Annotated in this window: 23 protein-coding genes; 5 read left to right on the forward strand and 18 right to left on the reverse strand. The window is 51.3% G+C overall.

The features are described 5' to 3' along the window. Window positions 1-60: 60 nt before the first annotated feature. The 9 genes from flgJ to flgB form a co-directional block, all read right to left on the reverse strand. Window positions 61-957 (reverse strand): flagellar assembly peptidoglycan hydrolase FlgJ, encoded by an 897-nt coding sequence (gene flgJ / locus H8K27_RS13295; protein ID WP_186863658.1) that lies wholly within the window; start codon window positions 955-957, stop codon window positions 61-63. Between the two features lie 9 nt (window positions 958-966). Continuing rightward, on the reverse strand, window positions 967-2,085 hold the full coding sequence (locus H8K27_RS13300; protein ID WP_186863659.1) for a flagellar basal body P-ring protein FlgI: 1,119 nt from the start codon (window positions 2,083-2,085) through the stop codon (window positions 967-969). A 15-nt stretch (window positions 2,086-2,100) separates the two neighbouring features. After that, the gene (locus H8K27_RS13305) at window positions 2,101-2,772 is read right to left on the reverse strand and encodes a flagellar basal body L-ring protein FlgH (RefSeq protein WP_186863660.1); all 672 of its coding nucleotides are present in this window, start codon (window positions 2,770-2,772) and stop codon (window positions 2,101-2,103) included. Window positions 2,773-2,788: 16 nt separating this feature from the next. Next, on the reverse strand, window positions 2,789-3,571 hold the full coding sequence (gene flgG / locus H8K27_RS13310) for a flagellar basal-body rod protein FlgG (RefSeq protein ID WP_176803676.1): 783 nt from the start codon (window positions 3,569-3,571) through the stop codon (window positions 2,789-2,791). A 63-nt stretch (window positions 3,572-3,634) separates the two neighbouring features. Further along, a complete protein-coding gene (gene flgF / locus H8K27_RS13315) occupies window positions 3,635-4,375 on the reverse strand; it encodes a flagellar basal-body rod protein FlgF (protein ID WP_186863661.1) in 741 nt (246 codons plus the stop codon). Between the two features lie 56 nt (window positions 4,376-4,431). After that, window positions 4,432-5,787 carry a flagellar hook protein FlgE gene (gene flgE / locus H8K27_RS13320; RefSeq protein WP_186863662.1) on the reverse strand — a complete coding sequence of 452 codons (1,356 nt, stop codon included), beginning with the start codon at window positions 5,785-5,787 and terminating at the stop codon, window positions 4,432-4,434. Between the two features lie 52 nt (window positions 5,788-5,839). After that, window positions 5,840-6,508 carry a flagellar hook assembly protein FlgD gene (locus H8K27_RS13325; RefSeq protein WP_186863663.1) on the reverse strand — a complete coding sequence of 223 codons (669 nt, stop codon included), beginning with the start codon at window positions 6,506-6,508 and terminating at the stop codon, window positions 5,840-5,842. Window positions 6,509-6,530: 22 nt separating this feature from the next. After that, entirely contained in the window at window positions 6,531-6,935 is a 405-nt protein-coding gene (flgC, locus tag H8K27_RS13330) for a flagellar basal body rod protein FlgC (RefSeq protein WP_186863664.1), read from the reverse strand. A gap of 2 nt (window positions 6,936-6,937) precedes the next feature. Continuing rightward, a complete protein-coding gene (gene flgB / locus H8K27_RS13335) occupies window positions 6,938-7,345 on the reverse strand; it encodes a flagellar basal body rod protein FlgB (RefSeq protein ID WP_186863665.1) in 408 nt (135 codons plus the stop codon). Between the two features lie 174 nt (window positions 7,346-7,519). Between flgB and flgA the strand changes: the two genes are divergently transcribed. The 3 genes from flgA to H8K27_RS13350 all read left to right on the forward strand — a co-directional run bounded on the left by flgA (window position 7,520) and on the right by H8K27_RS13350 (window position 9,157). Continuing rightward, window positions 7,520-8,227: a flagellar basal body P-ring formation chaperone FlgA gene (flgA, locus tag H8K27_RS13340; RefSeq protein ID WP_186863666.1), complete on the forward strand. Its 708-nt coding sequence runs from the start codon at window positions 7,520-7,522 to the stop codon at window positions 8,225-8,227. A gap of 124 nt (window positions 8,228-8,351) precedes the next feature. Beyond that, window positions 8,352-8,666: a flagellar biosynthesis anti-sigma factor FlgM gene (gene flgM / locus H8K27_RS13345; protein WP_186863667.1), complete on the forward strand. Its 315-nt coding sequence runs from the start codon at window positions 8,352-8,354 to the stop codon at window positions 8,664-8,666. Window positions 8,667-8,668: 2 nt separating this feature from the next. Next, the gene (locus H8K27_RS13350) at window positions 8,669-9,157 is read left to right on the forward strand and encodes a flagella synthesis protein FlgN (protein ID WP_186863668.1); all 489 of its coding nucleotides are present in this window, start codon (window positions 8,669-8,671) and stop codon (window positions 9,155-9,157) included. Window positions 9,158-9,247: 90 nt separating this feature from the next. Here the strand turns inward: H8K27_RS13350 and motD are convergent, their stop codons facing one another. From motD to H8K27_RS13390, 8 genes are all read right to left on the reverse strand, one after another. Further along, window positions 9,248-10,033: a flagellar motor protein MotD gene (motD, locus tag H8K27_RS13355; protein WP_186863669.1), complete on the reverse strand. Its 786-nt coding sequence runs from the start codon at window positions 10,031-10,033 to the stop codon at window positions 9,248-9,250. Beyond that, a complete protein-coding gene (locus H8K27_RS13360; protein WP_186863670.1) occupies window positions 10,033-10,785 on the reverse strand; it encodes a flagellar motor protein in 753 nt (250 codons plus the stop codon). The genes motD and H8K27_RS13360 overlap by 1 nt, the downstream gene beginning before the upstream one ends. Next, complete coding sequence (locus H8K27_RS13365) at window positions 10,767-11,498, reverse strand: RNA polymerase sigma factor FliA (RefSeq protein WP_186863671.1); 732 nt, start codon at window positions 11,496-11,498, stop codon at window positions 10,767-10,769. Before H8K27_RS13365 ends, H8K27_RS13360 begins: the two co-directional genes overlap by 19 nt. An 8-nt stretch (window positions 11,499-11,506) precedes the next feature. Next, window positions 11,507-12,349, reverse strand: coding sequence for a MinD/ParA family ATP-binding protein (locus H8K27_RS13370; protein WP_186863672.1), 843 nt, complete (start codon window positions 12,347-12,349; stop codon window positions 11,507-11,509). Next, window positions 12,342-13,592: a flagellar biosynthesis protein FlhF gene (gene flhF, locus H8K27_RS13375; RefSeq protein ID WP_186863673.1), complete on the reverse strand. Its 1,251-nt coding sequence runs from the start codon at window positions 13,590-13,592 to the stop codon at window positions 12,342-12,344. Before flhF ends, H8K27_RS13370 begins: the two co-directional genes overlap by 8 nt. Next, window positions 13,589-15,682 carry a flagellar biosynthesis protein FlhA gene (flhA, locus tag H8K27_RS13380; RefSeq protein WP_186863674.1) on the reverse strand — a complete coding sequence of 698 codons (2,094 nt, stop codon included), beginning with the start codon at window positions 15,680-15,682 and terminating at the stop codon, window positions 13,589-13,591. The genes flhF and flhA overlap by 4 nt, the downstream gene beginning before the upstream one ends. Next, window positions 15,679-16,830: a flagellar biosynthesis protein FlhB gene (gene flhB, locus H8K27_RS13385; RefSeq protein WP_186863675.1), complete on the reverse strand. Its 1,152-nt coding sequence runs from the start codon at window positions 16,828-16,830 to the stop codon at window positions 15,679-15,681. Before flhB ends, flhA begins: the two co-directional genes overlap by 4 nt. A gap of 176 nt (window positions 16,831-17,006) precedes the next feature. Further along, window positions 17,007-17,261: a hypothetical protein gene (locus H8K27_RS13390; protein ID WP_186863676.1), complete on the reverse strand. Its 255-nt coding sequence runs from the start codon at window positions 17,259-17,261 to the stop codon at window positions 17,007-17,009. Here H8K27_RS13390 and H8K27_RS13395 point away from each other — a divergent pair. Next, window positions 17,260-18,696 carry a hypothetical protein gene (locus H8K27_RS13395; RefSeq protein WP_186863677.1) on the forward strand — a complete coding sequence of 479 codons (1,437 nt, stop codon included), beginning with the start codon at window positions 17,260-17,262 and terminating at the stop codon, window positions 18,694-18,696. The genes H8K27_RS13390 and H8K27_RS13395 overlap by 2 nt on opposite strands. A 344-nt stretch (window positions 18,697-19,040) precedes the next feature. Here the strand turns inward: H8K27_RS13395 and purL are convergent, their stop codons facing one another. Further along, window positions 19,041-23,039: a phosphoribosylformylglycinamidine synthase gene (gene purL / locus H8K27_RS13400; RefSeq protein ID WP_186863678.1), complete on the reverse strand. Its 3,999-nt coding sequence runs from the start codon at window positions 23,037-23,039 to the stop codon at window positions 19,041-19,043. Between the two features lie 382 nt (window positions 23,040-23,421). On the opposite strand from purL, the gene mutS reads away from it, so the two are divergent. After that, window positions 23,422-26,055 (forward strand): DNA mismatch repair protein MutS, encoded by a 2,634-nt coding sequence (mutS, locus tag H8K27_RS13405; RefSeq protein ID WP_186863679.1) that lies wholly within the window; start codon window positions 23,422-23,424, stop codon window positions 26,053-26,055. The last annotated feature ends 5 nt before the right edge of the window (window positions 26,056-26,060 follow it).

Here is a 26,060-nt window from a genome sequence, read left to right on the forward strand (position 1 = left end):
CCCAAAAACTTTAATATCGCAAAACAAGCTACGCATTAGTCATTAATGTATGTTGATAATTCAGGTTGACAATGTCTGCCTGATAATCCGCGTCAGTTTATTCGCGTACTGAGGATCAGTTGCATAACCGGCACGTTGCAACCCCTGAGCAAAGGAAGTGGCATCCTTGGCATTGGCAATCACTTGTTCGTAACGTGGATTATTTGTCAGCACTTTTGCATAATCCTTAAAAGCATCTGCATAAGAGTCGTAAGCCTTGAATTTTTCGAGTTTGCGGTGCGCGACGCCATTGATATATTCTGTGGTCACGGCATTCACAGTTCTGCCCTTCCATTTACTGGTAGCCTTTACACCAAAGATATTATGGCTGGCAGAGCCATCCGTTGTTTTAATTTCCTTGCGTCCCCACCCACTCTCCAGCGCAGCCTGCCCCAGCATGAATTTGGCGGGAATTCCGGTCTGTTTGCTGGCTTCCTCGGCATGTGCGGCTAATTTTTCCTGAAATTCCCGCACATGGCTGGGTCCGGAAAAGCCGCTTTTCGCGGAAGGGACAGGTTGTGGCTCAAACTTCAGGTTATCCAGGTAGGAATCAATCGCCCGTCCGTTCCCAACGACATTGCCACTACCGTCTCCGGAAAGAACCTGATTGACGGCGTTATTGCTTAATTGCCGCACCAGCGCATCCGCCAGACCAACGCCACGGTTTGCCATAGTCTGGGACAATTGCTGATCCAGCATGGATGTATAGGTTTTCGTTTGTTCATTATCAAACACCCCATCCTGTCCGCCTGCCTGCCGCATAGATTTCAGCATCATGTTCATGAATAATGCTTCAAATTGTTTGGCTGCAGCCTTGATGGATTCCGGAGAATTATCTTTGGCAGACTGTTTCAGTCCATCCAGACTTTTGCTGTCAAAAGCCAGTTTGCTGTCCATGGCATCGGCGCGGCTGATCATGGCTTTTCCTTAAATAATTTCCAGCTCAGCGCGCAATGCGCCGGACGCTTTGATTGCCTGCAAAATCGCCAGCAAATCCTGCGGGGTGGCACCAATCGCGTTCAAGGCCTTGACGACATCCGCCAGTGATGCGCCCGCCTTGAGCATCATTAACTGCCCGGCATCCTTGGTGATTGTAATACCTGAATTCGCAGTAGCAGCGGTCTGCCCGCCCGCCAGCGCATTCGGCTGACTGATCGCATTGTCAGTATTGATCACGACCGACAAATTACCATGTGCCACTGCACAGGCATCCAGTGTGACTGCCTGGTTCATCACGATTGACCCGGTGCGTGCATTCAGAATCACTTTCGCCACCGTTTGTGCCGGTGTCACATCCAGACTCTCCAGCGCGCCCAGAAATGCCACCCGCTGATCACTGCTGACCGGCGCCCGGACCTGAATCGTGCGTCCGTCCATCGCGGCTGCCGTATCAGTACCGAAACGGCGGTTAATTGCCTCCACCACACGGCTGGCAGTCGAAAAGTCCGATGTATTGAGTTCCAGCTGTACTGTTTCTCCCTGTCCCACGGAACTCTGAACCGCACGCTCCACCGTCGCACCACCTGAAATTCTGCCGACGCTGAGATGATTCACCTGTGCCTTGCTGCCGTTCGCAGCGGCTCCTACGCCACCGACCAGCACATTGCCCTGTGCCATTGCGTAAATCTGATTATCCGCACCTTTCAGCGGTGTCATCAGTAGCGTTCCGCCACGCAGGCTTTTGGCATTTCCCATCGATGAAACAGTAATATCCAGCGTCTGGCCCGGTTGCGCAAACGGAGGCAGCGAAGCGGTCACCATCACGGCAGCCACATTTTTTAACTGCAAACTGGTTCCGGGAGGCAGACTCACACCGAGTTGCTGCAACATACTGACGATACTCTGAACAGTAAATGGCGTCTGCGTGGTCTGATCACCACTGCCATCCAAGCCCACCACCAAACCATAACCAAGCAACTGGTTCTGGCGCACCCCCTGAATGCCGGCGAGATCTTTCAGGCGCTCAGCCTGACAGGCTCCAGAAAACAATCCCAAACCCAGGCCACATGCGAGGATGCTGATACGCGTTAATGCAAGCCATTTCATATTAATTCCTTCTGCTTACATAGGTAAAAAACTGAGGAAGAAACGTGTCAGCATCGAATTAATCTCTGCCTTGTCAACCCGGGTGGTTGAGCGATATTCAAAACGGGCATCAGCAACCTGCGTTGAAGGAACAACATTGCCCGTTGCAATCGTCTGCGGATTCACCACACCGGAAAAACGGACAAATTCGGCCCCCTTATCAAAGGCCAGCTGCTTTTCCCCGCTGACCAGCAAATTACCATTCGGAAGCACATCAATCACAGTCACGGCAATCGTACCTGTGAAACTATTGCTCGCCGTTTCTGCTCCTTTTTCATCAAATTTTGAAGAGCCGCTGGAAGTTAAACTCCCTTGCCCTGTACCGGCTGAAGGTAATCCCAGAAATTTTGGTCCCGACAAAGATAAAGCAGATGATTTGCTGGCAGAAGCCGCACTGCCTTTGGCTGCCGAAGTTTTTTCACTGATCGAGATGGTCAGTACATCCCCTACCATACGCGGCTTATTATCCTCATACAAAGGGCGATAACTGGCTGACTGAAAAATTGCACCGTTGATTTCTTTATGCGGCTTGGCAGTCTGCGCCGGCAAAGAAGTCGGCTGATGCACAATCGGGGGCGGTGTGACCGCACAGCCAGCCAATCCAAGAATGGCAACGCCAACGCCACACAATAAAGCTGCAATTTTCATGATTTCCCCGCGTACTTTATAGCTGCGTCAGTTTCTGCAACATCTGATCCGATGTTGTGATTGCTTTACTGTTGATTTCGTAAGCGCGCTGCGTCTGAATCATATTGACCAATTCTTCCGCCACATTCACGTTGGAAGTTTCCACAAAATTCTGTGTCAGTAAACCAGCGCCATTGGTTCCCGGAACATTCGTGCTTGGACTGCCAGAAGCGGCTGTTTCGACATACAGATTTTCTCCCATCGACAACAGCCCGGTCGGATTAATGAAGGTTGTCAGCTGCAAGGAGCCGACCTGCACCGGTGTGTTTGAACCCGGCTGCGTCACAGAAACGGTACCGTCGCGGCCAACCGTGATGGTCTGTGCATTTGCCGGAATCGTGATGGCAGGCTGAATCACAAAACCACTGGATGTGACCAACTGTCCCTGGCTGTCCATCTGGAATGAACCGTCCCTGGTGTATGCTGTTGTGCCATCCGGCATCAGTACGGAGAAAAATCCCTGTCCCTGAATCGCCACATCTTTCGCATTGCCGGTTTGTTGCAGATTACCCTGAGTGAAAATTCTCTCCGTTGCCACAGGACGCACACCTGTACCCAACTGCAAACCGGATGGCAATTGGGTCTGCTGGGAGCTTTGCGCGCCCGGCTGGCGCAAAGTCTGGTACAGCAAATCCTCAAACACGGCACGCGAGCGCTTAAAGCCCGTTGTACTGACGTTTGCCAGGTTATTGGTGATCACATCCATTTGCGTCTGCTGTGCATCCAGCCCAGTCTTGGCAATCCAGAGTGAACGTATCATTTGAATTCTCCATCGCCATCAGGTGGCATCATTAAATCTGTCGCTATTGTGCGCCGTAACGTATCAGCTCAAAGCGATAATCTGAGTGGCTTTTGTCTCGTTATTCTCAGCGTTTTGCAACAACCGCATCTGCATTTCAAACTGGCGCCCCAGATTAATCATGGTCACCATCGAATCGACAATATTCACATTGCTGCCTTCGAGCGTACCACCAGCGACCGTCACGGCGGCATCCGCATCGGGAGTGCTGTTATCTTTAGTCTTAAATAATCCATCGTCGCCACGCACCAGATTTTCTTCCGGAGGATTCACCAGTTTCAGACGCCCGATTACCTGCACTGAATTCAGATTGCCAGTGACAGGAACGGTTGAAATGGTGCCATCTTTGGCAATCGTGACGGAGACATCCGGCGGAACAGTGATTGGCCCGCCATCACCCACAATATTCAGACCACTCAAGGTTTGCAAGACACCGTTTTCACTCAGCTTCAAACTGCCGGAACGGGTATAGCCTTCTGAGCCGTCAGGTTTCTCAACCGCCAGCCATCCTTTACCCTGAATCGCGACATCCAGCTCACGTCCCGTCATCTGCATGCTGCCAACCGAAAAATCGGTGCCGACCGTCGCATCAACAACAAATGCACGCGTCGGCATATCGGCACCCACAACAGGAACCGCGCGGAAAGAATCAAGCTGCGCCCGGAAACCGGTTGTGGTGGCATTCGCCAGATTATGCGAATTGGTTGCCTGCTGCTCCAGGATATGCTTGGCGCCGGTCATCGCGGTATAAACTAGTCGGTCCATCGCGTCTCCTTAAAATACGGCAGCAGAAAAAGATGTATTGACATACCCGACAGTCATTAACGCAGGTTCACGATCGTCTGCAAAATCTGATCCTGCGTTTTGATCGTTTGTGCATTGGCCTGATAAACGCGTTGTGCCGTAATCATGCTGACTAATTCGCCCGTCAGGTCAGTATTGGAATCCTCTGTCGCTGATGATGTCAGCGCACCGATATTCCCTGAGCCTGGAGGACCAATCAGGGACTGTCCGGAATCGGAAGTTTCAGCCCACTGATTATCACCCAGAGATTGCAGGCCATTTGGGTCAGTAAATGAAGCCAGCACGACCTGCCCAAGTACCTTGGTTTGTCCGTTGGTGTAACTGCCAATGATTGTTCCGTCTTTTGCTGTATTAAATTTTGACAATTTACCGGAAGTAAAACCATCCTGCTTCATGCTGCTGACACTGAAATCCGAACCAAACTGGGTTGAATTGGTGTAGTCAAATTTAATATTGGCAGTCGTATTAATTGGTGTGACCGCACCGGACGAAACAGGAACAATCATGTTTAATGCGCGCGGATCTGTAGCGGCATACGCCGGAATGGCACCCGTTAATTTACCCAGATTATTAAAGGCCAGCTTACCAATAGGGGATGCAGCCGTTCCCGTTGGCGTCAAGGCACCAGTTGCATCGAAGCGATTACCATCGATCGTAGCAAACACATTCCATTCGATCGTTCCTGCAGTTGCCGGCGGCGTGGTTGCAGGATTAATCCGCACATAATAAGTTTGTAAAACATGCGAATTTCCGAGACTATCAAAGACCGTCACTGAAGTTGACTTGTTATAAGAAGTCGGATCGGTTGGAGAAAACGCAATCGGAGTAACGACTGGTGGAACCGTGACAGGCAGCTGCGTTCCAGGAACATTCTCGCGAGAATCCAGATTCATCACACCGCTGATTTTGGCAGTTTGCGCAGGCGCGATATCTGCCGTATTAATCGTGATCGGTGACGCGGAACCGGTTGATAATACGCCATTCACATCCGCCAGATACCCGGTCAGGTTTTGACCCGATGCATTCACAATGGCACCGGTTTTATCCAGCTGAAACTGGCCATTGCGCGTATAGGTAATCGCGCCATTTTTACTCATCCGGAAAAAACCATTGCCATTAATCGCAATATCCAACGGATTATTCGTGGAGCTGATATTCCCCTGTGTGAACTGCTGCGCAATGGTCGATACCTTGACGCCAATTCCGACGGTATTCGATGAGGCACCACCGCTCAGGGAATTTGCGTAGACATCAGCAAACTGTACCTGAGCCTGTTTAAAGCCAACCGTATTGGCATTTGAAATGTTGTTGCCAATAACGTCCAGTGATTTGGAGGCTGCATTCAAGCCACTTAAACCTTGCTGAAAACCCATGATATTTTCCCTTCAACGTTGATACTGCAAATGTTCTGTTGCTATAAGTGGCTTAATAAATCTGGCGGATATCGCTCATTCCGATCTGACCAATTCCACTGACATTTAATTTCATGCCCTGCGTGCCGGAACTGACACTGGTGACCATGCCAAAAGCGAGCTGGGTCGCATCAATCTGCTTGCCCTGTGCACTGGCGGTCAGGGTGTAGGTGTAATTACCGTTGGCGGCAGTCGTTCCAGAGTCCGTCTTGCCATCCCAGGTCAGATTATTGGTACCGGAAGACAAGGATCCCAGATCCATCGTCCGCACGACCAGCCCATTGGCATCCTTGATCACGACGCTGGCTTTATCTGCCGCCTGCGGCAAATCGACGGCGTACACCGATTTTCCATCCGACAGTGTCAATGCCTGCCCCGGGGTGAGTACCCCATGTCCGATCATCCCTGCCGCTTGCAGGTTTTGGCTGGCCAGGAAATTCGCATTCAGCGCATTGACGGAGGCATTCAGTTTGTCAATGCCCGTTACTGTTGATAATTGCGCCATCTGACTGGTGACCTGAGCGTTATCCATCGGATTCAGCGGATCCTGATTTTTCATTTGCGTCACCAACAAGGTCATGAAACGATCCTGCGCATCCTGTACGCTGGATTTGCCGGAGCTGGCGCCATTCATCGTCGTCAATAATGATGGATCGACGGTGTTTGTCTGTATGGTTGTCATTTATATTCCTTTACATCAAAGATCACTGACCTAGCGTCAAGGTCTTCAGCAGCATGGATTTAGCCGCATTCATGGTTTCCACGTTCGTCTGATAAGAGCGGGAAGCCGAGATCATATTCACCATTTCCTCAACAACATTCACATTAGGCATGGCAACGTAACCCTTTTCATCGGCCAGCGGGTGCTTTGGGTCATACATCATCTTCGGCGGAGCCGCATCTTCCACGACCTCTGAAACTTTTACCGCAGTGGACGCCGTACCATTGACGGGGACAGCGCTGAATACCACCTGCTTCGCCTTGTACGGAGAACCATCCGAACTGGTGACGCTGTCTGCATTAGCCAGATTGCTCGACACCGCATTCAGGCGCTGGGATTGCGCACTCATTGCTGAACCTGCAACATTGAAAACATTAAAAAGTGACATGATTATTGCCCCTGTATCGCAGCCAGCATATTGCGGATCTGCATATTAATAATGGTCAGACTAGCCTCATAGCGTATCGAATTGTCTGTAAACTGATTTCGCTCCACATCCATATCAACGGTATTACCATCTATGTTCCCCTGCCCGTTTGGACGATATTGCGGCACAACGCCCGCCAGATCCGTCGCAGAAGCCAGGTGCTGGGGATCTGTCTTATTTAATGTGGCAGCAGACTGTTTTCCATCCGTATGAAGCGCATTACTTAATACGGAAGAGAAATCAATATCCCTCGCCTTATAATTAGGCGTATCGGCATTGGCGATATTCGATGCCAGCAATTGCTGGCGCATTCCGCGAACAGCCAGTGCTGTTTCATGAAAGCGCATAAAGTCATCCAGCTTGCTCATCAACCTCTCCCAACAGACTAATCAGAACCATACGGTTTCCCATACGTCTCATATTACTTCGCCGCCACTCGCTTCAATCCGGCAAGAAGAGGCCAATTCCCCCTCTTATTCCCCACTTTAGTTAAACCGGACCGATCTACAATGAAGCCATATCAATGTCGGGACTGGTCATCATTCATGAAACACCTATTTGCATACGGATGCCTGATTGCCGGTTTGTCCAGTCAGGCACTGGCAGCCGGGAGCGGCAGCGACGCGGCCAAACAGGATCATGAGATTCTGAGAAAAGCGGCAACTGACTTCCTGACCCAATTGTCAGCAACCCAACCAGGTGATGCACATATCACAGTGGGGCAGATTGATAATCGCCTGAATCTGGCTGCCTGTGATGCGCCAACCCCATTTTTGCCGCCAGGTGGCAAAACCAGCGGAAAAATCAGTGTTGGCGTGCGCTGCAGCGTCCCGGTCAATTGGGTTGTGTACATTCAGGCAAGCGTTCAGGTGAATGGGGAATACTATGTGGCAGCACGGCCACTCAGTCAGGGACAAATAATCGGAACTGCAGATCTGAATAAAATCAAGGGAGAAATCTCGAATCTGCCCCCTGGCATTATTCACAACCCGGATCAGGCTATTGGTAAAGCGCTGCAGTTGTCTATTGCTGCCGGCACCCCGATACGACTCGACAGTCTCAAAAGCCCTGCGGTGATCCAGCAAGGTCAGTCCGTGCGGATTATCAGTAACGGCCCCGGGTTTCAGGTCGCCACTGATGCGCAATCACTCAGCAACGCCGCAGAGGGTCAGATTGCAAGAGCCAAGACAAGCAGCGGGCAAACTGTCAGCGGGATTGCCAAAGCCGGGGGCGTGATCGAAATAAATTACTAAAAGTATATTTTTTAAGAAATGATGCTTCCAGTCATCTTTTTTGAGGGCAAGATTAAAGTTTAAAAATACCTGGCCGATAACCGGATTGTAGATGTAGATTATTCCCATTATCGAGGGTATCGCTGTGAAAATTGATGACACATTAAATAAACCTGCCGGACTGACGAACACCACCAGTCCCCAGCAGGTGCGCACTGACAAGGCGCCGGACAGAGCGATCTCGACTCCGACACCTTCCAGTAACGTACAAATTTCGACTCTTTCAACGCAATTGCAGGCCATGCAGAGTACGCAGGCAAGCAGCGCGGTGTTTGAGACCAAAAAGGTTGAAGAAATCAAATTGGCAATTTCCGAAGGCCGCTTTCAGGTCAATTCAGAAAAAGTTGCTGATGGACTTCTGGAAACCGTAAAAGATTTACTTAACGCCAGAAAACGATAACGATGAACAATTCAAGCGCATCTGCCACATCCATTACCCAATGCCTGCAAAGTGAGAAAGCTGCTATGCATCAGCTGACGGCATTGCTGAAAGATGAAGAGACTGCGCTTGTAGATAATGACATTGAATCACTGAACAAGGCCATTTCTGCCAAAAACGATCTGGTGCGCACCATGTCCGATCTGGAACGGCAGCGCAATCTTCTGCTCCAAAATCTGGGTTACAGTGATCCGGCAAGCAGCTTGCCAGATTATCTGCGTAGCGAGCTTGCGGATAACGCAGTCAAAGAATTATGGGATGGCATATTGGCGTTATCGGCAGAGGCAAAAGAAAATAACCGGACTAACGGATTATTAATTTCCCGCAAATTATCCCAAAACCAGGCCGCATTAAGCATATTCCAGCAAGGCAATCCTACCGCTTCATTATATGGCCCGAATGGCCAATCCAGCATACAGTCGACCCCCATTAAGGGACTCATTGTTCGCTGAGATAATGCTGCTTCTGCATTTCTGCTGCATCAATATTAAAAAAATGCCCCTTTTTACGAGGGGCATTTTTTTAATTGAGCCTGTAATCAGTCATAAATGCGGGTTACTGCCGGAAGCAACGGGAATATCCACTACTGGTTCTGGCAATACTGCCAACACCGTAATACTCACCCGACGGTTTCTTGCCCGGCCATCCGGCTGCTCATTCGGTGCAACAGGAAACTTTGCTCCCTGTCCCACCGCAGTGACACGGGTTTCATCAACCCCGTTTTCAGTCAGCAACCGGGCAACCGTGCTGGCGCGAACCGCAGATAATTCCCAGTTAGAAGGAAATACTGAATTCCTGATGGGTAAATTATCGGTATGTCCCTCGACCTGTATTGAATGCTTATCCAGGCGCAGCACTGAAGCAATCGCTGTCAGCGCCTGTACAGAATCAGGACTGAGCTTTGCTTCCCCTGTAGGGAACAGCAGACTTGCATTGATCTCGATCGTAACTCCCTTGCTCGTCTGACTGACTCTGACTTTTCCTTCCCTGACCAAAGGTTCCAGCACGGCGAGAATATCTTTTGCCATGTTGGTCATTTGCTCGCGTTCCTTGCGCAAATTTTCATTCGCTCTCGGCTTAATCAGGGGTAAAGGTTCGAGCCTGACCATATTCTCTTTCATCCCCACACCGTCTCTGATGGGAGACGGGGGAGCGTTCGTGAACGCACCGTTTAAGGAATTGGATAAGACGCGATATTTTCCTTCATTCAAAGAAGAAACTGCATACATCACGACAAAGAAAGCAAACAGCAAGGTAATAAAATCCGCATAGGAAACCAGCCAGCGATCATGGCTGTCGGCTTCCTCCTTGTACTTTTTCCTCGCCATCAACTGCTCCCAATAGTGCGCTGATGGTCAACCCGTTCCTCCAGAATACGTGGGCTATCTCCCATTGCAATGCTGTAAAAAATATCTGACAGCATTTCACGCCGGGTTACTTCACGGGCAATGATTTCTTTTAATTTATTACTGACTGGTAAAAACAATAAATTTGCCAGCCCGACGCCATAAATAGTGGCGACGAATGCAACTGCAATACCGCCCCCCAGTTTTGCAGGATCAGTCAGATTTTCCATGACATGAATCAGACCCAGCACCGCACCCAAAATGCCGACTGTCGGGGAATAACCTCCGGCAGATTCCCAGATTTTTGCAGCCTGTCGCTGCTCCATCTCATAAAGAGAAATATCCACATCCAGAATATCTTTCAGCCGCCCCGGATCCACGCCATCAATTACCAGACGCAGGCCTTTACCGATAAAAGGATCCTTCGACGCCGTCATATAGCCCTCCAGGCTGAGAAATCCCTCCCGCCTTGCGACCACACTCCAGACCAGCGCATCCTGAATATTTTTGCGGCTGTTATCCGCTGGCTCGGAAACAATCCACTGGAACATATTCAGCCCCCGGCGGAAAGTGCTCATGCGGCTCTGAATCAGCACTGCGCCCAGCGTTCCGATGACAACGATGACAAATGCGGTCGGCTGCACCAGAGAAGAAAGCTGTCCGCCCTCCATGACTTGTCCAACGGAGATACCGGCAATCACCAATATAAAGCCAATTATGCTAGCCCAGTCCACGCCTTCTCCCTCAGATATGCGCGCAGCCTGGCGACTGCCTGGCTATGCAGTTGCGACACGCGCGATTCGGAAACCCCCATTACAGCGCCAATTTCCTTCAGATTCAATTCCTGCTCATAGTAAAGGCCCATCAACAGTTTTTCCCGTTCGGGCAAGCTGTCAATGGCGCCGATAACGGCATCACGGAAATCGTCGTTCAGCAAATCCTGCAGCGGATCACCGGAACCGTCTGAGCAATAATGATCGAGAAAATGTTCTTTGGTGTCTGAATCATGAAAGTCTTCGTAATACACCAACTGGTGACCACCGCTGTCTGTCAGCATGTCCTGATATTCACCCAGGGATAATTTGAGCGATTTAGCGACCTCTGTTTCAGTTGGCGGGCGCCCCAGCTTCTGCTGCAGCACATTCATGGCGCTTTCCACCTTGCGCATGTTCTGTCGTACCCCGCGCGGCAACCAGTCTGTATTGCGCAATTCATCCAGCATTGCGCCACGTATACGCTGCACGGCATAGGTCTCAAACTGAGCGCCATGGGTATCTTCGTAGCGATTGACGGCATCCAGCAAGCCAATCATGCCAGCCTGAACCAGATCATCCACCTCCACGCTGGGCGGCAGACGCGCCTTCAACTGGTAAGCCAGACGCTTGACCAGTGGCGCATGCTCCCGAAGGAGAAAATTTTTATCTGATTTTCCGCTAGCGGTGTACATAAAATAAATTAAATTCCAAGGCCAACACCCTGACCAGAAAAACTTTCCGGACACAATGCCGACCGCGCAGTGGCAGCAAACTGGCCTGCCAGTCTGGAAAATGCCATCGAAGCACGTGCTTTAGGAAAAGCATCAATGACCGATCGCCCCTCATGCGCCGCTTTTCTTACATGCTCATCATCAGGCACACAGCCGGCAAAATGCAGCGGTACAGCAAGATAACGCTGAGATGCCTGTGCCATATTTGCATAAATCAAATTTGCTTCTTTTTCTGAAGCGCCAGATACCAGAATCGTAAAAGAACGCCGTCCCATTCTGCCGCTCATACGTTTGATCAGACCATAGGCTGCCTTGATTGCTGCCGGATCAGGCGACACCTGAACAACCAGTTCTCCATCGTCCAGAGAGGTCAGCGGAAATGCATCGTTAGCATCCATTTCTCCATCCACAATCACCAGATCCGAACGATGCACAACAAGGTCAAATGTCCGCGACAACAAGCGCGCACTTTCTTTTGGCAAACAGGATGATAGCCCGGCCTGTCCTGACAGCATGGTGACTGACAAACCCGGTACGATGTTTTTGACAGCCTCTTGCATTGTACGCTGTTGTCGTGCCACATCCAATAAGGTACGGTCTTTTCTGGCATTAAACCATGCGCCAATACTTCCGCTGGTTGCCTGCGCATCCACCATTAGAATCTGATGTCCCTGCCGCGCCAGCGTCACCCCCAGATTCACCAGCATTCGACTTTTTTCATCTTCCTTCAGAGCAGACAAAAAAGTCAGCACCCGTGGGCGCGGTGCGGCCAGCAAACGCCGCAAGCCATCTGCCTGATCGATATTAGCCAAGAGACACCTCCCGGGAGGCCTGGCGTGCACGGGCAGCCACCGAGGCGCCCGCCATTAACAGAGGCAACTCTTCATCGAGATAACGGAAAGGTGCCGTTTCACGCTTGAGTTTAAAGGCGCGATCGATCAGGTATTGTTTGTTCGCAACGTGTAAATCTTCCGGCACTCGCTGCCCGCTTGCCACATAGTACAAATTCAGTTTCTGACGGATCGAAATATCCAGTGCGCCACCTATCGTTGCGGCTTCATCAAGTTTGGTCAGAATGCATCCTGCCAGACCAGTTCCCTGATAAGCACGCACCACCTCGCTGAGCGTCTCACCAGTCGATGTGGCGTTCAGGCATAGCAGGCGTTTCACGCCATGCTCCGCACCCGACAGCATCGCGACCTGTTCTGTCACCATTTTGTCCCGCTGACTGACGCCGACAGTATCAATCAGGACTGTATGTTTGTTTTTCAATTCAGACAAAGCAATCCGCAAATCGCTTTCGTCCTTCACGGCATGCACCATCACGCCCAGAATTTTTCCATAAATACGCAGCTGTTCATAACCACCGATACGGTAACCGTCTGTGGTGATCAAAGCCAGCTGGGATGGCCCATGACGCATCACACAACGCGCTGCCAGCTTGGCGGTGGTGGTGGTCTTGCCGACACCTGTCGGTCCTACCAGCGCATAAACACCGCCCTTTTCAAGAATTTCATTTTCATTATCAATTGTTGACAAATTTCTGGCGAGAACCGACTTGATCCATTCGATACCGCTCTCCAGCGTTTCGCCCTCCGGTAATTTCGTGATCATAAAACGGGACAGGCTGGCGCTGAGTCCGGCCGCCAGCATTTCTTTCAACACCCCTGCTTTGACCGGCTCACGCTTCTGGGTCGCTGACCATGACAGCTCTGCAAGCTGGGATTCGAGCATGCTGCGCATGGAACGGATTTCGCTCATCATGTCCTGCAACTCGGAAGAGCCTGGCAGCATCTGATCAGCCCCCCCCTGACGCGGCGTAAATAAACGCTGTTCGGATTGAAAAGCCGGAATCTCAGAGGCTTCGGAAGCAGGAGCAGAGGCAATATGGGAATCTGGTGCAATCGACTGCATCGCTTCATCCGCCATTGCCATAATTTCAACCTTACCATTGACATTACGGTTCGACAAAATCACCGCATCCGCCCCAAGTGCATCCCGGAGCATACGCAATGCCTCGCGCGAACTGTTAGCAGTAAATTTTCTCACATTCATGATTGCCCTCCGACCAGACTGGTGACTCTGATAGTTTTTGTTTCAGGTAATTCGGCATGCGACAGCACTTTCAGCTGAGGCAAAGCTCTGCGCAAAAATCTTGACAGCAAAGCCCGTAAAGGCGCGGGGACCAGCAGCACAGGCGTCAGCCCCATCTGCTCCTGCTGCCGCGCTGCATTTTCAGTTTGGGATGTCAATGTATCGGCCAGACCCGGCTCCAGCGCAGCGGCCTCTGCCCCACCGGTATTCATCGCCTGCATCAGCAAACGCTCCAGCCGGCTATCAAGCGTCATGACGCTTAATTCATTGGTGCCCGGGAATATCTGCTGAACGATGGCGCGTCCTAATGCCACCCGCACCTGGGCGGTCAGCTCGCTGGCATCCTGTGTATGCATTGCCTGCTCTGCCAGCGTTTCAATGATGGTGCGCATATCACGAATATGGACGCCTTCTGTCAGCAGATTCTGCAGCACTTTTTGCAAGGTTGACAAAGGCAACAGTTTCGGTACCAGGTCCTCCACCATCTTCGGCATTTCCTTGGCGAGATGATCAAGCAGTTGCTGCACTTCCTGGCGCCCCAGCAATTCTGCCGCATGCGTGGTGATCAGATGATTCAGGTGCGTCGCAATCACCGTCCCCGCATCTACCACGGTGTACCCCATGGACTGCGCCTGCTCACGCAGGCTGGCGTCTATCCAGATAGCCGGCAGACCAAAAGCCGGATCGGTCGTCTCCACACCAGGCAAGGGACCAGTCACCATACCCGGATTAATCGCCAGATACTGACCATTCACTGCCTCCCCTGCGCCGACCTCAACACCTTTTAAAGCGATCCGGTAAGCAGATGGCTTGAGTTCCAGATTGTCACGAATATGCACCGGCGGAGACAGAAAACCGACTTCCTGAGCAAATTTTTTGCGTATTCCTTTTATCCTGCGCAGCAGCTCGCCTCCCTGGGCTTTATCCACCAACGGAATCAGGCGGTAGCCCACTTCCAGGCCAAGCGTATCAACCGGCAAGATGTCCTGCCAGGTTGCTTCCTCCATCTCCGGCGCAGCTGCTGCCTGCGTCTCCGGTTTTGCATCCGCAGCCGCAGCAGCCCCCTGCTCCGCCTTTTTACGAACCAGATAACCGGCACCCGCCAATAACGCTGCCAGCAGCACGAAAGCGATATGTGGCATGCCGGGAATAATGCCCATGCCACCGATGATGGCAGCGGTAATGAACATCACCTGCGGTTTGGCAAACAGCTGTCCGATCAGCTGCCCGCTGATATCCTGCTCACTGGCGACCCGCGATACCACCACACCGGCAGCAGTAGAAATGATCAGCGATGGAATCTGCGCTACCAGACCGTCACCAATCGCCAGCAAGGTGTAATTTTTAATCGCAGAGGAAAAATCCAGATCATGCTGCACCATGCCGACAATCAGGCCGCCGACGATATTAATCACCGTGACCATAATCCCGGCAACAGCATCACCGCGCACATACTTTGACGCACCATCCATCGCGCCGTAAAACTCGGCCTCCTGCGCCACCTCCGTCCGGCGACGGCGTGCTTCCTGCTCCGCAATCAGGCCTGCATTCAGATCCGCGTCAATCGCCATCTGCTTGCCAGGCATCGCATCCAGAGCAAAACGGGCGCCGACTTCCGCAATACGGCCTGCACCCTTGGTCACCACGGTAAAGTTAATAATCGTCAGAATAATGAACACGACAATACCGACCGTGTAATTGCCACCGATCAGGAAGTGTCCGAATGCCTCAATCACCTTACCCGCGGCATCCGGGCCGGTGTGCCCCTCGGTCAGCACCACACGAGTTGATGCCACATTCAGGGAAAGGCGCAGCATGGTACTGACCAGCAGCACTGTCGGAAACACCATGAAATCCAGCGGCTTTACCGTGTACAGACTGGTCAGTAAAACGATTACCGCAATCGCGATATTGAAACTGAAAAACACATCCAGGACGAATGCCGGCAAAGGCAAGATCATCATCGCCAGCATCAGCACAATCAACAACGGCGCAGCCAGCGCCCGGCCATTAATCCCGCTCATCCACAGCGGTAACTTCAGGCTATTCATACCATCACTCCTGCTTGATTATTCGGGTCCATCTCAGCCGGAACATTCAGCTGCAGAGGCTCCTCAGGCCGCACCCCGCCACGTTCACGGTATACCCGTAACTGGAACACGTACGCCAAAACTTCCGCCACTGCTGCATACAAACCTTCAGGAATTTCATCGCCCAGTTCGGTATGCTTAAACAAGGCCCGCGCCAGTGGTGGTGCTTCCAGCAACGGTACCTGATGCTCTTTCGCCAGTTCACGGATTTTTGCTGCAACCTCATCCGCCCCTTTTGCCACCACCTTTGGTGCGCGCATGCCGCCTTCGGTATATTTTAACGCCACAGCAAAGTGCGTCGGGTTCGTGACCACCACATCGGCTTTAGGAATTTCCGCCATCATGCGGCGGCGTGCCATCTCGCGCTGCTGCTGGCGGATCTTGGCTTTGATCTGCGGATTACCATTGGCTTCTTTTGACTCCTGCACCACTTCCTGATGCGTCATTTTCAGTTTGTTTGCGTAATGCCACATCTGATAAGGCGCATCAATCGCGGCAATCAGGATCAGTGCCGCCACGATCGACATAAAACTGACTGCCATCATGTACCCGACGTGGCCTGTCCCCAGTTTTACATTCTCCAGAGGTAATGCAAAAATCGCCTCTTTCTGCCCCATGATGACGACCCAGGCCACACTGCCAACCAGCACTGTTTTCAGAATAGCTTTCAGCAACTCGACTCCGGCGCGGGCAGATATCATGTTGCCCAGGCCAGAAGCTGGATTGAGCCTGCCAAAATTTGGCTCCAATGCTTTTGCGCTGAACAACCATCCGCCAATCAGTAAAGGTGACCCTAAGGCAACCAGCATCAGCAATACTGCAACGGGAGAAAACGCCAGCATCACATCCAGCAACCCCGAACCAATCTTGCCAATCAAAAGATTAAAATCGAATGCCACTTCACGTTCCAGCGTCAAACCGGCAATCAGATTCTGATTTAAATGACTGATCAGCGTATCGCCCATTGTCCACAAAGCACCACCAGCAGCCAGCAATATCGTTGCGGTGGACAATTCGCGCGACCGCGGAACATCGCCCTCTTCCCGCGCCTGTTCAAGGCGCTTGGGCGAGGCCGGTTCGGTTCTTTCGAGATCGCTTTCTTCGGCCATTGCCGACTCCTGTTATATTTCTGCACCAACCATGATGCGTTGACACTCATTCACAGATGCCATTATTGGCGAATCAATGACAACGGTATGCGATGAACAGCATGGTAAACACCCGTTTATTTCCGATTAAACACATCAATTCACGTAACTAAAAATGTTTCACTAACTTCAAAAAATTACTTTTCAAACAAAATCATCCCCAAAACCCCCTTACCAATACAATTTCCGTTAAAGAACGCAGAGATTGCATCTTTAATGCGACAAGCTGCGAGCACCCAGCGAAGCAAATTTTCGTTGCTGAATTCCTGTAAGGTAAAATAGGTTTTTATCAAAATACAAACACCGCTTATGAAGCCCTGCCCACTCAAATATTCAGCGATGACAAGCGCTCTGATGATTGTTTTTTCCGGTTTATTTGCCGGACCAGCCATGGCCGCAGAACCGGATCAAAACGCCATGCCTGTAGAGAAAGAAACCGCTTCACTTCACCTTGGTCTGGAAAAAATCAAACTTCCCGGTAGTGAAAACATGGGAATGATTAACACCAGCTATCTGATCCAGATCGCACCTGAACTGTATTTCGGACCATCGGTATACGGTTCAGTCAGCGGCAAACGCGGCGGTTTCTATACCATCGGCGGCGAACTGGCCTGGCGCCATCCACTGATATCGAAACTGAATCTCGAAACCGGCATGTACGTTGGCGGCGGTGGCGGCGGAACTTCACTGGTTGGCGGCGGCCTGATGTTGCGTCCTCACGCTGATCTGATGTGGGATTTCGGAGGGTATAAAGCAGGTATTTCTGCTTCTCAGGTTCGTTTCCCAAACGGTTACATCAGCAGCAAACAAATCGGCTTGGTCGTCGATTTCGATACCGAGTTTTTACATACCAGTGCGTCTTCCGGGGATCATAACCGGCCATTATCAACCCGCACTGGTGTTGGTTTTGACCGTGCCATGGCGGTATTCGGCCGCTATCAGCCCCGTAGTAATTCACGATTCATCAGCGGCGCGCCACTGCAGCAATCAATTACTTATGTCGGCACCCGCATGGAACGGTTCCTGACACCTGGGGTATTTGTCGGACTGGAAGCCAATGGCGCTGGTAGCGGCGGCGTGGCGGGTTATGCCGAATATCTGGGCACTATTGGCGCCGAAATGCCGGTATTCAATGACAACTTTAAAATCGGCACGCGCTTCGATCTGGGTATGGGTGGTGGCGGTGCAGTGTCAGTGGGTGGCGGCATCATGCTTAAAGCCGGTGTGTATGCGAGTGCCAATCTCAGCAAAAATTTCCATGTCAATCTAGAAGGCGGCTTAGTGGATTCACCCAACGGGAATTTCCGCGCCACCTACGGTTCTGTGGCTCTGCAATGGGATCTCGATCACCCGTTCAGTCAGTCCAGCAGTTCTACCGTCATCGCCAATGAGTGGATAGGCGGCACCCAGCATTATTTCAATGCTGCCCGCAAAGACGGCAGCAAACGTGATATGGATAACATCACACTGCAACTCAATCGCTATCTGACCGATACGGTTTATCTGACCGGTCAGGCGCACAGTGCATACAGCGGCAATGCCGGTGGTTACTCAGTCGGCCTGATCGGACTTGGCTATCACAGCCCGAAAACCAGCTCAGGTTTATATGTGGGTGCAGAAATGCTGGCCGGTGCAGCCGGTGGCGGTGGCGTTGACACCAATGGTGGTTTTTTGATCCAGCCTTCGGCATATTTAGGCATCCAGATCAATAAAAATCTGTCGGCTCAGTTAAACGCAGGCCGAGTGAAATCACTCAAAGGCAATCTGAACAGCAATCTGCTCGGCCTCGGACTGAGTTATTCATTCGGTACAGTAGAACGTCACTAATTACCGGCTCAAAAAAATCCACCTTACGCAAGCCGTCTCATTAAAGTTTTGAGATATTCAGGCACTGACGATTATGGCCCCTTCGAGGGGCCGTAATCATTGAGGTACTGATTTAGATCGAACGAGGGTCTTTTCAAATTCGTACAAATTTCGTTGCTCCATATAGATTACCACTTCAAATCTATTTGAATCTCTCTCATTGGGCAGTTATTTCACAAACTTCAAATACCCAAGATAAGTACAAGCAGACACGACTCACCCAATATGAACGGCACCTAAAACAATGGGCAGATCGTTTTGTACGACCTGCCCATTGTTTAAAGGTGATTCACCCGCAGTCAGATTCAGCCAACCCACTTTCTGGCATTACGGAACATCCGCATCCATGGTGAATCTTCTTTCCAGTCATCCGGATGCCATGACTGAATCGCAGAACGGAAAACGCGCTCCGCATGTGGCATCATGACGGTAAAGCGACCATCCTGATTGGTAACAGACGTGATACCTTGCGGTGATCCGTTTGGATTAAAAGGATAAGCTTCCGTTGCAACGCCCCGATTATCGACAAAGCGCATTGCCTTGATCGCATCCTGCAAATTTCCGGTAGTTGAGAAATCAGCATAACCTTCCCCATGGGCGACAGCAATCGCCGTGCGTGTACCCGTCATTCCGTCAAAGAAAATCGAAGGTGAAGGCATAATTTCCACCATAGCAAACCGTGCCTCAAACTGCTCGGATTTGTTTTTCGTAAATTTCGGCCATGCCTCTGCACCAGGAATGATCGATTTCAGATTGCTCATCATCTGGCAGCCATTGCAAATACCCAGACCAAACGTATCCTGACGATGGAAAAACGCCGCGAACTGATCTGCCATCATGGCATTGAACAGGATCGTCTTGGCCCATCCCTCACCTGCTCCCAGCACGTCACCGTAAGAGAAACCACCTACAGCGATGAGCCCTTTGAACTCTGCCAGACTGACACGACCAGCAATCAGATCACTCATGTGAACGTCCACCGCTTCGAAACCGGACTTATGCATCACGTAAGCAGTTTCAATGTGAGAATTCACACCCTGTTCGCGCAAAATCGCAACCCGTGGTTTAACGCCGGTGGAAATGTAGGGCGCTGCCACATCTTCATTGATATCAAACGTCAGCACCGGTTGAATACCGGGGTCCTTCAGGTCCAGCAAGCGGGCGTATTCTGCGTCGGCACATGCCGGATTATCCCGCATTCTGGCGATCTGCCAGCTGGTCTTACTCCAGATCTGATGTAAGGAGGAGCGACTCTGGCTGAATATCTGCTTGGCATCCCGCGTGAATTCGATCACATCGCGCGTATCCGGTTTGCCGATGATATGGCTGCATGCACCCAGATCAAATGAACGCAACACATCCATGACTTCCGTGCGCTGCGCTGTCCTGATCTGAATCACTGCACCGAGTTCTTCATTGAATAACGCGCGCAGAGTCTGGTCATTGCGTCGTTCTGCAATCTGACCAGCCCAGTTTTTAGCGTCCCCCTGATCAGCAGCATGTTCTGGATCCATCGTCAGGATATCCAGATTCACGGACAAACCAGCACGTCCGGCAAATGCCATCTCGCACAAGGCAGCAAATAAGCCGCCATCTGATCGGTCATGGTAAGCCAGTAATTTCCCTTCACTGTTGAGCTGCTGGATCGCAGAGAAGAATGCTTTCAGATCATCTGCGCTATCCACATCCGGCGTCTGGCCTCCAACTTTCTGCATGACTTGAGTAAAGCAGGAGGCGCCCAGGCGGTTTTTACCACGACCCAGGTCAATCAAAATCAAGGATGTATCACCCTGATCAAGGCGAATCTGCGGTGTCAGTGTTTTACGCACATCGTAAACCGGTGCAAAGCCTGAAACGATCAGCGAGACAGGAGATGTGACCGATTTATCACCCTGTTCATCTTTCCAGGTAGTACGCATGGAAAGCGAGTCTTTGCCGACAGGAATACTGATACCTAAAGCCGGACACAAATCCAGACCAACCGCTTTAACAGTGTCAAATAAAGCTGCATCCTGACCTGGTTGCCCGCATGCAGCCATCCAGTTAGCGGACAACTTGATATCCGAAATCTTGCTGATCGGCGCGGCGGCAATATTAGTGATTGCTTCGCCCACAGCCATGCGTCCGGAAGCCGGGGCGTTGATAACAGCCAGAGGAGTACGCTCCCCCATCGACATTGCCTCGCCCAGATACCCTTCAAAACTCATGGTTGTGACGGCACAATCAGCAACCGGAACCTGCCACGGCCCCACCATCTGATCCCTGACAGTGGTCGCGCCAACGCTGCGATCGCCAATCGTAATCAAAAATGATTTATCGGCTACTGTTGGCAGACTCAATACGCGCTGAACCACCTCACTCAGCTCGATGCCGGTCAGATCGAGCGGGGAAAACTGTTTGCTGACACGCTCCACCTTGCGATGCATTTTGGGTGGCTTACCCAACAAGACATTCATTGGCATATCGACCGGCGCATTATTGTGCTCAGGATCAATCACCTTTAACTGGCGCTCTTCCGTTGCAGTACCGACGACGGCAAACGGACAGCGTTCGCGTTCACAGAATGCCTGAAAAACTGCCAGTGATTCCGGCGCAATCGCCAGCACATAACGCTCCTGTGACTCATTACTCCAGATTTCTTTCGGTGCGAGACCACTCTCTTCCAGCGGAACTTTACGCAAGTCAAACAATGCGCCGCGCCGGGCATCGTTGGTAATTTCCGGAAACGCATTCGACAATCCACCAGCACCGACATCGTGAATCGACAAAATCGGATTCTGTTCACCCAGTTGCCAGCAGGAGTTAATGACTTCCTGAGCCCGGCGCTCCATTTCCGGATTACCGCGCTGCACAGAGTCGAAATCCAGATCTGCCGTGTTGGTACCGGTTGCCATAGAGGACGCCGCACTGCCCCCCATTCCAATACGCATACCAGGACCACCCAGCTGAATCAGCAGGCTGCCGACCGGCAAATCATTTTTCTTGGTATGACGGGCAGAAATATTGCCCATGCCACCGGCAATCATGATCGGCTTATGGTAACCATACACTGTGCCGCCAACATTCTGCTCGTAGGTACGGAAATAACCTGCCAGATTGGGGCGACCAAATTCGTTATTAAATGCCGCACCACCAATCGGCCCTTCCACCATGATCTGCAACGCGGAAGCAATGCGGTCTGGTTTACCATATGCAGCATCAGTCAATGTGTCACCATCACAGTCAGTCGCATTTTCCCAGGCCTGCACATGACCAGGCAGCATCAGATTCGAGACTGTGAAACCTGTCAGGCCTGCTTTCGGTTTGGCGCCACGCCCAGTCGCACCTTCGTCGCGAATCTCACCACCGGCACCGGTCGATGCGCCAGGGAAGGGAGAAATCGCTGTCGGATGGTTATGTGTTTCAACCTTCATCAGGATATGCGTCTCTTCCACAGATGGCTGATAAGTATTGCCAGCTGCTGCCTGAGGATAAAACCGCATTACCGGCGCCCCGGCAATCACGGAAGAGTTATCGCTGTAAGCAATGATGGTTCCTTCCGGATTTTTCTCATGCGTATTCCGGATCATCTGGAACAGGGATTTATCCTGCTCCACACCATCAATCGTCCAGTCCGCATTAAAAATTTTATGCCGGCAATGCTCACTGTTTGCCTGAGCGAACATCATCAGCTCCACATCCGTCGGATTGCGCTTTGCGGTCAGAAATGCGTCTTCCAGATAATCAATTTCATCATCTGACAGCGCCAGCCCTAATGCGCTATTTGCGTTTAACAGCGCCGCTTTTCCGCCTTCCAGCACATTCACGAATTCCAGAGGTTTGGCTTTCAGTTCAGAAAACAGAGCCTTCACGGCATCCAGATCAGTCAGCACCATCTCGGTCATGCGGTCATGTAATTGTGCCGCCACGGCATCACGCAGCTCCGGCGCGAGTTCTTTGGTTCCGCCGAAGAATCCAGATTTCATCTGGATAAAATAAGCAATACCGCGCTCAATCCGGTGGATCTGACGCATACCGCAATTCCGCGCGATATCCGTCGCTTTGCTGGCCCAGGGAGAGATCGTTCCGATGCGTGGAATGACGATAAACATCAGCCCATCTTCTGTCCCGGTAAATTGTTCGCCATACTCCAGCATCGCCCCGAGACGTTCGGTTTCGTTTTTTTGCAGATCTGCATGAAGATCAACAAAATGTTGGTAACGCGCAGTGATACCAACAATATTGGAATCAATTTCTTGCAGTCTGGAGAGAAGATTCGATGAGCGGAAAGCAGACAGGGCGTTGGAGCCTGGCAATATCAACATGGCAAAAGGGATAGTTGAGGCAATAGCCCGAGTCAGGTTCAGTTTCCCGGTGACTATCGCGGGTTAGACGAGAAAACCATGATTATACCTTGATGCCCTTGACCGCTCCAGAATAATGGGCGATCAGTCCGAAGGAAATGATTTAACAGAAATTCGTCCGGCAGAGGTCCTGTATGGAGTGCCCTGCCCTAAAATTAGCCATGCCGGTAGATTATAATGTGCACCAATTGCAACGCCCCCAAAGCTTGCCTTTTTCCATCGCATGCTGCCCTCCCGTCACGAATGCCCGGAACAGCCTGTGCACTGTGCAGCATGTTTTTGAGAAATATGGCACGTCGCACGACAAAACAATTTTAAAATAATAAAAATCACCTCCTTACTTATGAGCATAGAAAAATCCAGCCATACACCAATGATGCAGCAATATCTCAGCATCAAAGCCGATCATCCGGAAACACTCGTTTTTTACCGGATGGGTGATTTTTATGAACTTTTTTTTGAGGATGCAGAAAAAGTATCCCGCCTGTTGGGAATCACGCTGACTCAACGCGGCAGCTCCGCAGGCAATCCGATCAAAATGGCTGGTGTGCCGTTTCACTCACTGGAATCCTATCTTGCCAAACTGGTCAAACTCGGTGAATCTGCCGCCATCTGCGAGCAGATCGGTGACCCTGCGACCAGCAAAGGCCCCGTCGAACGCAAGGTGATGCGCATCATTACGCCAGGCACGCTGACCGATACGGATTTATTACCCGAAAAATCGGAGCGCCCTTTACTGGCGCTGTGCCTCACGCAGCACAGAAGAACAATCACTGCCGGGTTGGCATGGTTGTCGCTGGCAAGCGGCAATCTGAAACTGATGGAAATCAGTACCGATGAAAAATCCCTGTTGCAGCGTTTGCAGCAGGAGCTGGACCGGATCAGTCCGGCAGAAATCCTGATATCGGCAGGCGTCTTGTTGTCAGATACGTATTACGAACAATTGCCCGGTAAATTTTCGGAAGTGGCCGACTGGCATTTCGATCTGAAGCAAGGACAAAAAGCACTCCAGGAACAGCTTGGCACTATCTCTTTAACCGGATTTGGTGCAGATCATTTGAGTGCGGCTCTGGGGGCTGCTGGCGCCTTGTTGCGTTACGCAGAAAACACGCAAGGCCGGGGACTGAAGCATATCAACAATCTGACGGTTGAAAATGAACATGAGTTTATTGGCCTCGATACAGCAACCCGGCGCAATCTTGAGCTCACCGAAACGCTGCGCGGGCAAGAGTCCCCGACGCTGTTTTCTCTGCTGGATCATTGCCGTACGGCGATGGGCTCAAGACTGCTGCGGCATTGGCTGCATCATGCAAAGAGAGACCAGTCGGTCGCGATTTCAAGACACGAAGCAATTAAAGCTTTATTGAAAATCGACTCGACCGAGGGCTTGTCTGCACTTCTGAACGCAATACCTGACATTGAACGCATTACAACGCGCATAGCGTTGCAGTCGGCTCGCCCCCGCGACTTATCGGCCTTAAGGGACGGATTGCAGCATCTGCCGAATCTGCGTAATTATGTGAGCATGTGTATCGCTGACAACCAGACCACGGTACTCAGCCGCATCCTGGCGGATCTGGCAACGCCGGATGATTGCCTCGATTTATTAGAACGAAGCCTGATGCCGCTGCCAGCTACGATGGTCAGGGATGGCGGCGTGATCGCCACCGGTTTCGATCATGAACTGGATGAATTACGTTCACTGTCTGAAAATGCAGGACAGTTTCTGGTACAGCTGGAAGCATCCGAACGGGAACGCACTGGTATTGCCAACCTGCGGGTGGAATACAACCGCGTGCATGGTTTTTATATTGAAGTCACCAACGGACAAAGTGACAAAGTACCGGATAACTACCGTCGCCGGCAAACCCTGAAGAATGCAGAACGTTACATCACACCGGAATTAAAAGCATTTGAAGATAAGGCGCTGTCGGCGCAGGAACGTGCGCTTGTCAGGGAAAAGACTCTGTATGAGCAAGTGTTACAGGATTTACTGCCATTCATTCATCTGCTGCAAACTGTCGCGCAAGCGATTTCCCAGCTGGATGCACTGGTCAGCCTGGCGGAACATGCCAATAAAAATAACTGGTGCGCACCTCAGATGATTTCGGAACCTGTGCTCCAGATACGTCAGGGCAGACATCCGGTTGTGGAAAATCAGATTGAACGCTTTATTGCCAATGACTGCGAATTATCTGCCGAACGCAAACTCTTGTTGATTACCGGACCGAACATGGGTGGTAAATCGACATTTATGCGCCAGGTGGCACTGATTACTCTGCTTGCCTACATTGGCAGCTACGTACCGGCAGAAAGTGCCGTCATTGGGCCGATCGATCGCATATTTACCCGTATCGGAGCTGCGGACGATCTGGCTGGCGGGCGTTCGACCTTCATGGTAGAGATGACAGAATCTGCTGCCATTCTGAATGCGGCAACTGCTAATTCGCTGGTACTGATGGATGAAGTCGGGCGCGGCACATCCACATTTGATGGCCTGGCACTTGCCTGGGCGATTTCCCGGCATCTGATACAGGTATCGCAAAGCTACACCCTGTTTGCCACCCATTATTTTGAATTGACGCAATTACCGGACATGCATCCGACTGCAGAAAATGTTCACTTGTCTGCAGTTGAGCACAAAGAAAATATTGTATTTCTCCATGCGGTACAACCAGGACCGGCATCGCAAAGTTACGGTTTGCAGGTAGCGCAACTGGCCGGCATTCCCCAGTCAGTCATCCGGTCAGCGCGCAAGCATCTGGCTGAACTGGAGGCACAATCACTGCAGGCAACACCTCAATTTGACCTGTTTTCTTCGGCTCCAGCCATTCCGCACCCAGAGCTGGAACCTGAAATAATAACGGCGATCAATCCAGTTTTGATGGAAAAGCTCATGGCGCTGGACCCGGACAAATTAAGCCCGCGAGATGCACTGGATATGCTGTACGATCTGAAAACGCTAGCGAGCCAGTAGCAGTC

The organism is Cognatundibacterium griseum, from assembly GCF_014284195.1.
GTDB lineage: Bacteria > Pseudomonadota > Gammaproteobacteria > Burkholderiales > Burkholderiaceae_D > Undibacterium > Undibacterium griseum.

Excerpts from the sequence above, each read along its gene's own strand:
- flhB (WP_186863675.1), bottom strand. The coding sequence starts at position 16,830 with ATGGCCGAAGAAAGCGATCTCGAAAGAACCGAACCGGCCTCGCCCAAG.
- H8K27_RS13350 (WP_186863668.1), top strand. The coding sequence starts at position 8,669 with ATGAACAATTCAAGCGCATCTGCCACATCCATTACCCAATGCCTGCAA.
- H8K27_RS13365 (WP_186863671.1), bottom strand. The coding sequence starts at position 11,498 with ATGTACACCGCTAGCGGAAAATCAGATAAAAATTTTCTCCTTCGGGAG.
- H8K27_RS13325 (WP_186863663.1), bottom strand. The coding sequence starts at position 6,508 with ATGACAACCATACAGACAAACACCGTCGATCCATCATTATTGACGACG.
- motD (WP_186863669.1), bottom strand. The coding sequence starts at position 10,033 with ATGGCGAGGAAAAAGTACAAGGAGGAAGCCGACAGCCATGATCGCTGG.
- flgG (WP_176803676.1), bottom strand. The coding sequence starts at position 3,571 with ATGATACGTTCACTCTGGATTGCCAAGACTGGGCTGGATGCACAGCAG.
- mutS (WP_186863679.1), top strand. The coding sequence starts at position 23,422 with ATGAGCATAGAAAAATCCAGCCATACACCAATGATGCAGCAATATCTC.
- flgE (WP_186863662.1), bottom strand. The coding sequence starts at position 5,787 with ATGGGTTTTCAGCAAGGTTTAAGTGGCTTGAATGCAGCCTCCAAATCA.
- flgA (WP_186863666.1), top strand. The coding sequence starts at position 7,520 with ATGAAACACCTATTTGCATACGGATGCCTGATTGCCGGTTTGTCCAGT.
- flhA (WP_186863674.1), bottom strand. The coding sequence starts at position 15,682 with ATGAATAGCCTGAAGTTACCGCTGTGGATGAGCGGGATTAATGGCCGG.
- flhF (WP_186863673.1), bottom strand. The coding sequence starts at position 13,592 with ATGAATGTGAGAAAATTTACTGCTAACAGTTCGCGCGAGGCATTGCGT.
- H8K27_RS13395 (WP_186863677.1), top strand. The coding sequence starts at position 17,260 with ATGGCCGCAGAACCGGATCAAAACGCCATGCCTGTAGAGAAAGAAACC.
- flgJ (WP_186863658.1), bottom strand. The coding sequence starts at position 957 with ATGATCAGCCGCGCCGATGCCATGGACAGCAAACTGGCTTTTGACAGC.
- flgF (WP_186863661.1), bottom strand. The coding sequence starts at position 4,375 with ATGGACCGACTAGTTTATACCGCGATGACCGGCGCCAAGCATATCCTG.
- purL (WP_186863678.1), bottom strand. The coding sequence starts at position 23,039 with ATGTTGATATTGCCAGGCTCCAACGCCCTGTCTGCTTTCCGCTCATCG.
- H8K27_RS13305 (WP_186863660.1), bottom strand. The coding sequence starts at position 2,772 with ATGAAAATTGCAGCTTTATTGTGTGGCGTTGGCGTTGCCATTCTTGGA.
- H8K27_RS13300 (WP_186863659.1), bottom strand. The coding sequence starts at position 2,085 with ATGAAATGGCTTGCATTAACGCGTATCAGCATCCTCGCATGTGGCCTG.
- H8K27_RS13390 (WP_186863676.1), bottom strand. The coding sequence starts at position 17,261 with ATGGCTGGTCCGGCAAATAAACCGGAAAAAACAATCATCAGAGCGCTT.
- flgC (WP_186863664.1), bottom strand. The coding sequence starts at position 6,935 with ATGTCACTTTTTAATGTTTTCAATGTTGCAGGTTCAGCAATGAGTGCG.